The sequence below is a fragment of the Turicibacter sp. GALT-G1 genome, assembly GCF_025594995.1.
GTDB classification, from domain to species: Bacteria; Bacillota_I; Bacilli_A; order MOL361; family Turicibacteraceae; genus Turicibacter; species Turicibacter bilis.
Genome location: NZ_JAMQUS010000045.1, coordinates 1 through 11,748, shown reverse-complemented (window position 1 = coordinate 11,748; position 11,748 = coordinate 1). Strand labels below are relative to the sequence as shown.

The following is an 11,748-nucleotide window of genomic DNA, read 5'->3' as shown; positions in this document are numbered from 1 at the left end:
AATTAATTGTAACCTATCCACCCATTGAAAATAGTCATAATATCCGATAACAATTGAACTGAGTGTTAGCATCAGTGTTGAAATCCAAGCTGCTATATTCCATTTTTTATTAGCAGATGAAAACCCAATGCCACTGATCAATAAAGAAATCCATATTGGAATGGTAATGAACCAATTGAAGCTATCAATTCCTGTAGCTGAAATAATAACTAAAATAAACGTAACTATTCAGCCTACCCTCTTATACTAGGCTGAATAGTTACTTTTAGTCTTACAGTTTTTATTGTCCAAAAAATATAATTCAATAAATATTTTTAAGATTGCGAGTATATTAAATGTAATTATAGTTATTACATTATGCGTTGTTCTGATGATCAATTATGACACTATCAATAATAGTGCGCCTGTTGTAACAATTTTTATTCCTGTTATCGTATACGGAATCATTTTAGAAGTAGTGTATTACATCATTTACAGATTTCTAAGAAAAAAATAAAACGTTGTGTTTTACAAGAAATACATCGAACTTTAAAAAAGGTGATAATATGGCAAAACATGACTTTGGAATTATGCAAAATGAGCCTATGAATAACGAACGATTTGATGTATCTGAACCTGAGAAATACCATTGCATTCAGCTTCACGATGATTTTATTGAAGATATTTTAATGGATTTAGAAAATGTACCTTGTTATTGGCATACACTTCAAGTTCCAGGTAAAGGTCTTGCATACTGTGGTATTACATTGATACCTCCTCAGTCAATAGAATTGTTCATACAAATTTTGTCCTCACAACATCAATCAGAATATAATGATTTGATTTCATTAGCTAATCAAGCAAAAAAAGAAAATAAATATATCATTCATTTTGGAATCTAATCAATTATTGAATAAAAAATAAGCCATCAAGAACTAACTATCTTGATGGCTTTTACTATATACTCTTCTTATACATGTGAAAGGTTGTTAGATTAGTTCTCTAACTCTGTACTTTCAATAACTTCTCCTAATGCATTTAAAAATTCAACCTTACTATTTTCAATAAATAAATCGAATGTTACATCTTCTGGATAAATGACTAAATATGATCTTAATGGTAATACTTCTTCATATGATTCATCCATATATGTCATACGCACTGAAGTAGCTTTCTCATTGAATCCAAAAATAAACCAAACCTTATTATAAATATCCTGTGCATGTGATTCTTCCTTTGATATCAAATCGTACCCATAAGTCATGGGAGCAGATAATCGATTAAACTGATCAATTTCATAAACCTTAACATCTAAAGAATCTTTATGTTCTTGTAAAAGAAATCGATAGTCTCCATACTCTTTCCCTAAAACATAAGTGCTTAAATCTGGATTATAACTTGCTAAAATTAAGTCTTCATCACTCAAATCTGCACTTACTGTGCCATCAATATAAGTATAGACACTCATCACAACACTGACTATCAACATTAAACTAACTGGAATCACTGATTTTTTCCATGGAGTCGCGGTTGAAGTTATTATTAATTTATTTACGAAAGGTTTTAACTTTAATCGATGGACTACTTGAGTAAAAATCAAATAACAAGCATATCCTAACACAGCTCCTAAAGTATTGAGCATTACATCATCTATATCAACTACATTCATTACAGTAAAGATTTGAGAAACTTCAATAATGACTGACGTTAAACAACCATAGACGAATACCTTCTTCAAACTTCTTATATCTTCAAATAATAAAGGTAATAAAAACCCTAATGGCATAAATAATAATATATTTGCAATGACTTGATAATAAGAATATCCTATATTCCAACCATCTGTTAACATTTTAATCGTTTCAATTAACGGGATCAAATTTATTCGATGCATTGTTGCTACTCTATTACTTGGCCATTCAAATACATGCCCGTGTTTAAAAATAGTCACTTGAGCTATAACGGAAAAATAAAGAAAAAGTATGAAATAAAGAAATTCTTTCAAAGCATCAAATCTCTTACTTTTTACATAACAACAAATACGATAAATCAAATAAATCACTACAAAAACTATAATCATCAACTATCCCTCACTTATATCATACTACCCAACCAATATCAGATGCTTATGTAGGCAAAAAAACAATAAATTGCCATCGCTCCTTTATTATTTAAATTTCTTTTTTAATCTTGGAATATCCTCCATTTCTAATAATATCTTTACTGTTACATTTGGGACAGATTTTGGTTATTTTCATACACTTTCTCCTTTCTAATATCTATCAAACCCTATTTAGTTAGTTTCTAATATAATTACGCTTAATTCACACCTCCATAATACCATATTTTACCTGATATTGTGACTATTTTTTATAGGCTAATTGATTTTGTTATCTCCTAAAAAAATCACTGTGTTAGATAATATTGTTGATAATAACAACATTTATCTAAAACACATCCTTTTATAAAAAGTATTTAGAGTGCTGCTTGTAGCGAGATACCTATGGTTATATCCTTCATGTCTTATATCCTAGCACGATAAAAAGCATGGATACCAAAACCACATTTCTGTCGTTTTGATTTTCCTACTTTTCTTGCTACATTGATTTCTTCTTTAATCAGAAGATATAATTTAGTAGATGGAGTCAATAACCGTTCAGTGCCTACCGTTTACGGATCATAACTGAACCGTTATTTACAGACCTTGTATTTATATTTCTCTTTATAAGGATAAAAGCCCCAATATTTGCCTTGCAACCGTTGAGGCTTTTAGCAATTTCTTGGTACTAAAATTTATTCTTTATCTACAAAAAATAATATCCCGCTACGATGAATGAACTTCGTTAAATAAAAGCTCTGTTATACTTTGTTGTTTTTTTAGAAATGTTGACGTATCAATACATTCAAATAGTAAGAAAATGCAATTTAATTTAAAGAGTGGTTCTTTAATTAATTTCAAATCCATTGAGAGGAGTTAGCTGATTAAGAAGGATAGAAACACGAAGTTGTCGGTTTTATTACATCAAAAAACCCCTCTATGTTCTTGACATAGAGGGGTTGCTTAAACCATTACTTATCATGCCCTACTGATAACGCAAAAACTCATTCTCCATCCACTCGCGATAATCATCTAAGCGCCAATCCTGAATGGTTTCTTTGGGGCGAGTGAAACGCAAACGATAATCACGATGATGTATTTTACCTTTTTCCCCTTCAACCACCAAACCGTCCCGATTTGAGGTGTAATCTACCACACGAGCCGACAAACACACCACTAAGGAGACTTCATTAATCGTTTCCAAAAAAGAGACCAACCGAACCCCTGTAATGCGTTGCGTCTCAACATGAGGCGTCCAATTTTTTTGATGATACATCTCTAATTGAGATTGGTGAAGCCTGAAGAGTTCAGGCGTTTCGACGTCTTGAACCGAGCGCATGTCTCTTGAAGACCAAGCCTCTTGTACACTTAAGAAGATATCTTGCACTTTATTCAAAAAGTCATCCTCTTCAAATGTCGGGTCTACATCGCACATCCGCGCTAAGGCGATTCGGCTCTCGTTTTTCTGTTGTTGATGTTGGTTGAAACGTTTTAGTAATCCACCAACTAATAGACCGCCCATCACTACTAACACAATAGGCGAATTCTGCGACCCATATCGTCTCCTATAAGGCAAATGAGAATATGAGCGATAAGTTGACCCTCGTCCACTACTACTGCTTCCACCACTGCTTGAACTACTGCCTGAAAAAGAACCTCCCACATCTGCCTGTGCGACCATCTGACAGTATCCCATAACCAATGCAATAATGATACCTAACACCATCCATCTTTTTTTCATATTAATTCCTCCTCTTCCCCAACGAAAAAAAGCGCCAGTAAGCGATCAAGGCGACTATTTAATAGGTATTTGGAGCTTTTTAGGTGTTTTATTTTTTTGTCATCTGAATACCCAATCATTAACCCATTTAAAATCCCTTTGGCAATCGCTGTTCATGTCTAAGCAGGATTATATCATACGCCCACCAATTTGACTAGCGCTCGGGTATGAGGCTGAATACTCAAACTTAAATGATCAGTCCGTCTAGGACGGGAAAATATAATTTTTTTCTCTCACATCACAAAGGGCCACAATTCATCCCCACTTGTAGAAGGAGGGGACTTACCTAAGTTGTTCAAAATCTCTGTTAAATTTTAATGTTGTTTCTAAAACATCGCCTATTTTTTAAAACACTCCAAAAAATTAAATGGAATTGCAATGAAATATAATTCTTTAATCAATAGAACATTACGCCACTGTAAGAGAGATTATAAAAAAACAACTTGAATTAGATTAATTAATTCAAGTTGTTTAGTTTACTGTTATTATCCTTCCACTATGAAGCCATTCTCAGAATTACCATGTAAAAAATATTTATAGTCGTTTCCATATTGTGCATCAACTATAGTTACGTTCTTACACAAAGCAACTTCATCTGTACTTGAAATAACAGAATACTGAATTGAAAAATTTGATAATTTAGAATCTTCAGGAAAATCTCGTGGGGTAAAAGTCTGGATTATAGTTTCATTTTTCGCTATCGTTTCAGTATCATAAGGCACAATATCGCCGCCACCTATAGCAACCCCATCGAGATAATACTCAAACACTAATCCCTTAATTTCTTCACCTGATGAATTACTAATTGAAATAGTAAACTTTGTTTCATTGTGTTGACCTGATATGGAACAAGCAGACACAGTTAACATCAGAATAGAAAAAAATAAAAATCCTAAAATCTTCCGCATACTACAATCGCCTCTTGTAAAGCCATATGATTTTTTTTAAAATCAATGCTATTTTTTGTTTTTAGTGATTTTTCCTCTGATTCTTCAACACGTCTATCAGTATCTTTCATATAAGAATCAAATGAGAGAAAATATAATATTCCTGCAACAATGCTTCCTATCCCACCCAAGCATACGACTAATTGAATAATAGTTGACTTATCCATCGTAAAACCGCCTCATCAATCATTTACCTCATTTTACCACAAAAGATTGGTTTTATTATTTTCTTTATGGATATTTTTAAGTATTGGCTCTGTTTTAGAAGAGTGTTGATATCTACTTAACTAATTAAATCGGCAGCTAATAAATAATAAACGCTGTGTTTTAAAAAAATGTTGATATTTAATAAAAAATAGATGATCTGAAACTATAGACCTTCTATTTTTTATTTGTTAATTTCTCCAGTTTCTCTAATAGAGTAAATGTACAATAAAAGATTGTAAAGATTATCCCTACACAACAACAAATAATTATCCATGTATTAGACGACTCAACACTCATATTAGGTAATAATGTTTGTGTTAAACTATTTAAGCCAATACTAAAAACTATAAATACTAAAATTGTATATAGAATAGTTTTTCCTATCTTTTTATAGACTCTATGTCCATCGGCATAAAACTCTTTTTCTTCCTGAGTAAGCATGATACATCCCCCCACAAGTCCTATTAGTAACTATAATTTATTATATCTATTATACCATATAAATCCATTTTAATTTATTTTATTAAATAAATCCCGGAGTTCTACTACTAATCATTTCATTACCTATTACAGAATAACTTGCTTGTGATTGAACGTAAGCTTTCCGAATTTTTAGAAGTTCTTTTTCATCTTTAAAAAGCTCAATCCACTTGAACCACATTAAATAACTATGTAAATGTTTAGTTGAAACTCCTCTAAATTTTTGTAAGAAAGATTTGAAGTTACTATGAAATCCATTGATGTGTTGAATGTGATAAATACCTTTCATGTGTTTTCCTGATGGAATAACTTTATTATAATTTACAAACAAAAAAACAACCTAAATAATAGGTTGCCTTTTGTTTGTAAATTTACTTATTTTTTCATCTAAAATAAAGATACAATTTCTTTGGTGTTACAGTAAATATTTAGGTAGATTTTAGAGGTGTAAAAATCATTGTAATTCTTTAAAAATTCTCCCAAAACTGAAACCGATGTTATTTTGAAGAATTCTTTTTTATATAAATTCTTAGCGCTTTAACAAACAAGAACCACGAATAAATCAAGGAGGCTATAACGATTAAAAATAATATTTGATAAATAATAGACCCTAAACTTGGCATGATATAAACTTCCATCCCTATCCCCTCTTTTCATAAATTTCATCTATGTACATATAGTATATCACACACAAAATATTTTTCATTCTTCCCATCTAAGAAATTTCAACTTCGATCTACTAAATTCACCTATATATAGCCTTCCACTACAGATAGCACCTAAATAGCAATTCCACCCGTCAAAAATATCCGTAGGATATGGCGCAGGTGAATTGATATTTAGGGGAAATACCATTAGATCGTTTCATGGTAGCGGGATGCCCATGATTAATGTGAATGCTTTTTAAATTCATTCCCAAAAAATCAAGGATACCAACACCGCATTTATGCCGTGTTGGTTTTCTTATGATTTGTGAAATATCCTTCCACTTAGAAGAATGAGCACTTTTTATGAAGTCTTAACTCTTTAGAAAGTTAGAATTAGATTGTATGCAGAAGAACACTAGGTATACTAATGATATTCCCGCTACGTTGAATAATCTTAGTTAAACAAAAAAGCTAAGCAACAAACCCCAACGCCCCAATATCGGCACGATATGGGCAAATAAGGGGATTGATGCTTAGTGATTGTCTTGTTCTAAGATAAAACATCCAATAAGAAAAGGCTAATGATGTTAATTCTCTTCTGACATGATTAGCCTATCCATGTTTTAATGTATTTCCTTAGTGAAAATGTAATTAGATATTTTATTGTAGCGGGACACCTATGGTTAGTCAAATACTCTCTTGTTAATGAGGGCACGATCATCACTTATTTTTTATAAAGTGAATACTATTCAACATTTATGCCAATAACATTAGTGTGCTACTCCCCCTAGCACGTATTGAAAATTTACTTTCTACTCTTCCTTATAATTAGATATTTAAATTCAAGTAAACCCTAATCATTGCTTCCCCCCTGCAATTATTAGGGCTTTTTCATACTTATACATATTTTTTTATGTTGGTTCTGTTTTAAATAAGTGTTGATATTGAGTAATTAAAAAGTGGACAGATTCCCTGTCCACTTTTTATATTAAACTTTAATTTTAATCTACTTTTTCTTTTTATAATCTAAAATAAGACCAACAACAACACCTAAACATAATCCTATTGCTATCTGGTTAAGTACCACACCAAAGACAAGTCCTATTCCCGTAAAAAGTGGAAAGTAGTAATTATAATTATTTTCATCCTTGTCGCCGACATTGTTTTTAACGTTGTTTTCACTCATAAAATTCACCCCATAAATTCATAACTTATGTAATAATTTGCTGATTGCACTATTATAAAACTTATTGTCATTATATGTCAAACTAATTATTTATATAATTTTTTCTTGTTTTAAACAAACGCGGCTGTTCTTTTTCGCCATAGAACCCACCACCTAAACAAATGTTTGCACATTTATTATACTACACCAAATGAAGTGAATTATGCGAAAATTTTGTATTATCAACACTAATTTAAAACAGAGCCTTTATGTTAAAAACATTAGGTGATTTCCCGCTACGATAAATGACCCTCGTTAAATACAGCAACTAAATATCAAGCCACACCACACCCGACGTATACAATAGGCGGGTGACTCGGTGGGATTGATCATTTAGTGACTCTTTCTTTTGGAGATAAGATTTTATCTTTCGTTGTAGCGGGATGCCTATGATCATTTCAATCCTTTTTTATATCTTTATCACAATGATCATGGATACCAACACCGCATTTATGACATGTTGGTTTTCTTATTATTTGTGATTGATCATTCTACTCGAAGAATGACAACTTTTTATGAACAACAAAATTTTTATAATAAATGTTTAGGATCATGAAGCGCTAATTCTTGCCTTGCAACAGTTAGCAGCTTCATGAAACCAGGTACTAAGTTAAACACTAAGTAGAAAAATGATTTTCCCGCTACTCTGAATGACCTTTATTAAATACAGTACTAAACATCAAGCCCCACGCCCTAACCATACGCTAGGATGGTGGCACGGGCGGATTGAATGTTTAGTGATTACGCTGTTTAAGTATGGATTTCCGCTAAGTGCAAAAATCGTTAGATTTGCACCTTAGCATCAAATAAGAAAAGGTGAATGATGTGCAAACATGATTAGCCTATCGATTAATGATTTTTTTATGGGCATTGAAGTTTGATTAATTCTTGTAGCGGGATGCCTATGATTTATCTGAATGCTTTTTAAATTCATTCCCCAAAAACCAAGGATACCAACACCACATTCATGTCGTGTTGGTTTCTTGTTCATCTTGTGATTTCAGTCTCTTCTTTAATCAGACGATAATCTCTCGTCATAAAAGGAAATAACAGATTAGCGCCTACCGTGGATAGGCTACAATTAATTAGCTCTTTTTTTACTATCAGATTCATTAAATTTTTTAATCGTAATAGTGCATCCCACCTTCTTCAAGTAATGCTGTGAATTTATTTTTATTTAACTCATAACGTTCACTATCTTTTCCATAAATAAGTTCAGAACAATCGATAACCATTTGGGCTAATTTTTCATCAGTCATATCAAATTCCGGAAGTGGTCCAAATCCAGTAATTTCTCCATCACTAGCTCTAATTGCTAAAGAAAACTCTGAACGATCAAATGTAATATTCATAAATTTATCTTTTTCTTTATGGAGTTCAGATCTAGGTTGAATAAGTTTAGTTAGATAACAAACGAAATCGGAGTAGTGAAAACTACCTTCTTCAAGTAATGTTGTGAATTTATTTTTATTTAACTCATAACGTTCACTATCTTTTCCATAAATAAGTTCGGCACCATCAATAATCATTTGAACTAGTTGTTCATCAGTCATTGTTTTTGCTATTTGAGGGAGTGGACTATATCCAATGATTTCGCCATTGCTTACCTTTATTTTTAGCGTAAAAAAAGAATCATCAAATTCAACATTTATAAATTCTTCCTCATTTTTATTTACCTTATAAGGATTTACTAATTTTGTATAAGAATCATAAGAATCTACTGATTTTGCATCAACTCTTATACAGCTAAAAACCATTAGTAAAGTTAATATTGAAAGCACATATTTTTTAATCATGGTATTTCTCCTTTCTTTATTATTTACTTTACCCCTCAAAAAATAAAAAACACTGAATTGTGTTTTTATTTTTTTGATTATCGACACTAACTGCTGAACTGTTGTTCTCCCCCTTGTATTTAGACTTCTATTTGGTGTGTATGCATTCCCTACTAGCGAATCATACATTTACTTCGTAAATCGCAGGGTGCCCACTTTGTTTTAGGCTATGCCACAAACTCTACCAGAGTTTGTAATGTAATCCCCTCATCGGGCCTAGTGTCGTACACATACGGGATAATACTGATGAAATAAAAAAGAGGTGGAAACGAATGCGTTCGAATTCACCTCTTTTTGCTGTTCATTTTTGATATTTGATTTTTAGTATTATATTTAGGTTTCCACCTATCATTATTATAGCATATTAGTTTATATTTTTTGAACGTATTTAGTTGCAGCTGAAATCCATCCCGCTCCTGATTTCAATTGATATAATCCATTTTGTTGGTCCACGATCGTGAATACTTCCCCCTTTTTAACAACTCCGATCACCTCTGAATTAAAATCAGCTTTTTGTCTGATGTTTAACTCGTCACAGATAATCTTAACTAAGAATGTGTTATCTGTTGCAACAACGGGATTAGCACTCACCTTTTCCACGTCATCAACCCAAACCCACGAAATAATATCCGATAACAACAGTCTATCTCCCGCTACCTTTGTGACTTCATAAATCGAGCCTTTCACAAACCATGCCAGTGCTTGTCCTGTGGCATACTGTGTGGCTGATTCCTTCACTCGAACCTTATCACCGACTCTAAAGCCTGATGAGGATGTTACGGGTATATCATTTAAATAACTTTTAATCATTTGAATAAAGCCATTCCACCCCTTATCAAGGGTGCGATGAGGGCAATATTTATTTCTAAAATCTTGATGTTTTTTCACCTTTTCGATGCCCCACTGACGTTCTCTTAAAAGAGTCGCGATAAAGTGTGCGGCATTTTTTTCAGCTTGATCAAAGCGTGTTCCCCCTGATTTGGAATAACAGATTTCTATTGAAATTCCTTTTCGATTCCCTTCGCCATTCCCATCTCCTGCATGCCAAGTATTACGGTTAATCGGTACACCTTGGACAACCTCTTGATCATCGACGGCATAATGAAAGGAGACTTGATTTTTATTACGAATCATATAGGCAACCTCATTCTCTGCTGTTGCATCATTAGCGGTATTATGAACGACGATAAATTCAGCAGTCATGGAATGTGGACATTTTACCGAATAGTTTTCTGATGCGACTAAATTTTGTTTAATAATATACATTTTTATTTTTCCCCCTCTAATGTAACTTTTAAGCGTTCCACCGATTTCATAATAAAGTTTGGTAATGGTACCCCAACTTCCCCTAAATTCTCAAACAAGCTCACGAGTTCAAAGAGTCCAAAAAAGCCTAACATGACATGGCTAAGTCCAATACATGTCTGTTGAAGCTTGAACACGTCTAACACCTCACTTGGAATGAGCGAAACAAAGTTTAATTCCACAAGAGAATCTACCACAATAAATACTAATAACGCCAATAAGACCCCTGCTTTTCTAATAAGTCCGTTCGTTCCGATGGTTGAATTGATGCCCCGCTTCTGAGCGATGGCTTTAAATATTCCACTGAGAATATCACAGATCATTAAAAAAACTACCAATGTCATTCCCCCAACTGGCACACTAATTTCATGTGAAAAGACCTCTATCATTTTGGTTGCTATCACGTTTCACACCCCCTTTCATGTTAAGAATAAGAAAATTTTATTTACCGAGTTTTACTCGACTGACTGGACTAAGCCCCAACTGAACACACCCCTGCCAAAAGATTTTCTGATAGTCTTTTTCGATGTTAGCCGCAGGATTTTTAACGAGCTTTTCCCCTTGCTGAATTAATAGCCCTTCTTGATCGAGTGATTCTCTTGCTTGACGCATTCGATAAATGGCATAGGCGGTCATTTCAATCAAATCAATATCAAGATTACTTAACACATCTGCCCCCTCTAAATGCCAGGCCTTTCCCTAGCAATTGAGGATACATTTTCTTCGAAAATGCCAGGTGACCCATCGCCTCATACAACCTTTTGACTTCATCAGGCAATCCCTCTCTTGCACTGTAAGCCAAGTCACAATTTCCTCTTAATCTGTTTTCCATTTTCACTTCCCCTTTCATTGATAGTTATAAAAAAAGCCATTCAAACGAACGGCATAAAAGAAAAATATAAAAAACTCTTGTTGATTTATAAATAAGCATTAAAAACATTTGTTTAAAGAATAGATATGAGTAAATGGAGGAGATTGAGTATATGGTAACGGTTTATCTCGTTACATTAATTATTATATCTTGATTTGCGGTTTCATCCCAGCAAGATTCAATCGCTTAAATCATATATCAAATCTTTATTTGACTGATTAGTTGCTTATTTTATTTGCTTGGTCGTTAGGGGATTATATATAGAAATAATTTAGAGTATTGTCTAATTTTTTAATTATATTATTTCAGTGGGTTTAAAAAATCACCTCAGTAACGATTGATAACCATAAGATTTGAGGCTAGCAAACTAAACA

The 11,748-nt window shown here is 32.7% G+C and carries 10 protein-coding genes and 2 pseudogenes; 1 reads left to right on the top strand and 11 read right to left on the bottom strand.

Features of this window, described 5'->3' with window-relative positions; all coding sequences use genetic code 11:
* Positions 1-545: 545 nt before the first annotated feature.
* The gene (locus tag NEH74_RS08380) at positions 546-881 is read left to right on the top strand and encodes a hypothetical protein (protein WP_055305968.1); all 336 of its coding nucleotides are present in this window, start codon (positions 546-548) and stop codon (positions 879-881) included.
* 92 nt (positions 882-973) lie between these two features.
* Here NEH74_RS08380 and NEH74_RS08375 read toward each other — a convergent pair whose 3' ends face one another.
* From NEH74_RS08375 to NEH74_RS08325, 11 genes and pseudogenes are all read right to left on the bottom strand, one after another.
* Positions 974-2,059 carry a VanZ family protein gene (locus tag NEH74_RS08375; RefSeq protein ID WP_082427850.1) on the bottom strand — a complete coding sequence of 362 codons (1,086 nt, stop codon included), beginning with the start codon at positions 2,057-2,059 and terminating at the stop codon, positions 974-976.
* A gap of 1,003 nt (positions 2,060-3,062) precedes the next feature.
* Complete coding sequence (locus tag NEH74_RS08370) at positions 3,063-3,818, bottom strand: Tim44 domain-containing protein (protein ID WP_262941268.1); 756 nt, start codon at positions 3,816-3,818, stop codon at positions 3,063-3,065.
* 524 nt (positions 3,819-4,342) lie between these two features.
* Positions 4,343-4,765: a hypothetical protein gene (locus NEH74_RS08365; RefSeq protein WP_055305972.1), complete on the bottom strand. Its 423-nt coding sequence runs from the start codon at positions 4,763-4,765 to the stop codon at positions 4,343-4,345.
* Complete coding sequence (locus tag NEH74_RS08360) at positions 4,750-4,971, bottom strand: hypothetical protein (protein ID WP_262941266.1); 222 nt, start codon at positions 4,969-4,971, stop codon at positions 4,750-4,752. Before NEH74_RS08360 ends, NEH74_RS08365 begins: the two co-directional genes overlap by 16 nt.
* 214 nt (positions 4,972-5,185) lie before the next feature.
* Positions 5,186-5,452, bottom strand: coding sequence for a hypothetical protein (locus NEH74_RS08355; protein ID WP_262941265.1), 267 nt, complete (start codon positions 5,450-5,452; stop codon positions 5,186-5,188).
* Between the two features lie 82 nt (positions 5,453-5,534).
* A pseudogene (locus NEH74_RS08350) lies at positions 5,535-5,807 on the bottom strand (IS1595 family transposase); the annotation flags it as partial.
* A 1,337-nt stretch (positions 5,808-7,144) separates the two neighbouring features.
* The gene (locus tag NEH74_RS08345) at positions 7,145-7,324 is read right to left on the bottom strand and encodes a hypothetical protein (RefSeq protein ID WP_262941264.1); all 180 of its coding nucleotides are present in this window, start codon (positions 7,322-7,324) and stop codon (positions 7,145-7,147) included.
* 1,160 nt (positions 7,325-8,484) lie between these two features.
* Positions 8,485-9,159, bottom strand: a complete 675-nt coding sequence (locus tag NEH74_RS08340; RefSeq protein WP_262941263.1) for a hypothetical protein — start codon at positions 9,157-9,159, stop codon at positions 8,485-8,487.
* Between the two features lie 408 nt (positions 9,160-9,567).
* A complete protein-coding gene (locus NEH74_RS08335; protein ID WP_262941262.1) occupies positions 9,568-10,464 on the bottom strand; it encodes an N-acetylmuramoyl-L-alanine amidase in 897 nt (298 codons plus the stop codon).
* A gap of 2 nt (positions 10,465-10,466) precedes the next feature.
* Positions 10,467-10,907 carry a phage holin family protein gene (locus NEH74_RS08330; RefSeq protein WP_055275811.1) on the bottom strand — a complete coding sequence of 147 codons (441 nt, stop codon included), beginning with the start codon at positions 10,905-10,907 and terminating at the stop codon, positions 10,467-10,469.
* Positions 10,908-10,944: 37 nt separating this feature from the next.
* Positions 10,945-11,178, bottom strand: a pseudogene (locus NEH74_RS08325) (phage terminase small subunit P27 family); the annotation flags it as partial.
* Positions 11,179-11,748 lie beyond the last annotated feature (570 nt).

Excerpts from the sequence above, each read along its gene's own strand:
- NEH74_RS08370 (WP_262941268.1), bottom strand. The coding sequence starts at position 3,818 with ATGAAAAAAAGATGGATGGTGTTAGGTATCATTATTGCATTGGTTATG.
- NEH74_RS08360 (WP_262941266.1), bottom strand. The coding sequence starts at position 4,971 with ATGGATAAGTCAACTATTATTCAATTAGTCGTATGCTTGGGTGGGATA.
- NEH74_RS08355 (WP_262941265.1), bottom strand. The coding sequence starts at position 5,452 with ATGCTTACTCAGGAAGAAAAAGAGTTTTATGCCGATGGACATAGAGTC.
- NEH74_RS08365 (WP_055305972.1), bottom strand. The coding sequence starts at position 4,765 with ATGCGGAAGATTTTAGGATTTTTATTTTTTTCTATTCTGATGTTAACT.
- NEH74_RS08375 (WP_082427850.1), bottom strand. The coding sequence starts at position 2,059 with ATGATTATAGTTTTTGTAGTGATTTATTTGATTTATCGTATTTGTTGT.
- NEH74_RS08335 (WP_262941262.1), bottom strand. The coding sequence starts at position 10,464 with ATGTATATTATTAAACAAAATTTAGTCGCATCAGAAAACTATTCGGTA.
- NEH74_RS08345 (WP_262941264.1), bottom strand. The coding sequence starts at position 7,324 with ATGAGTGAAAACAACGTTAAAAACAATGTCGGCGACAAGGATGAAAAT.
- NEH74_RS08380 (WP_055305968.1), top strand. The coding sequence starts at position 546 with ATGGCAAAACATGACTTTGGAATTATGCAAAATGAGCCTATGAATAAC.
- NEH74_RS08340 (WP_262941263.1), bottom strand. The coding sequence starts at position 9,159 with ATGATTAAAAAATATGTGCTTTCAATATTAACTTTACTAATGGTTTTT.